Raw genomic sequence first — 263 nt, forward strand, 5'->3', positions numbered from 1 at the left:
GTGTTACAACGATTAGCCAGAGACGGTTGGTTAACAATCCAACATGGTAAACCCACTCGCGTTAATAATTTTTGGGAAACGTCAGGATTAAACATTCTTGAAACACTGGCACGTTTAGATGAAGATAAAATGCCAGAGCTAACCGATCAGTTACTCTCAGCACGTACTAATATCAGCGCAATTTATACCCGTGCAGCTATAAAACTTGCACCAGAGCGTGTTATCGAAATTTTATCACAAAGCGATGAATTAGAAGATAGCGC

The 263-nt window shown here is 40.3% G+C and carries 1 pseudogene; it reads left to right on the forward strand.

Annotated elements, in window-relative coordinates:
• Window positions 1-263 (forward strand): annotated as a pseudogene (locus AAEZ02_RS22745) (fatty acid metabolism transcriptional regulator FadR); the annotation flags it as partial.

Source organism: Shewanella sp. T24-MNA-CIBAN-0130 (assembly GCF_040310185.1).
GTDB classification, from domain to species: Bacteria; Pseudomonadota; Gammaproteobacteria; order Enterobacterales; family Shewanellaceae; genus Shewanella; species Shewanella psychromarinicola.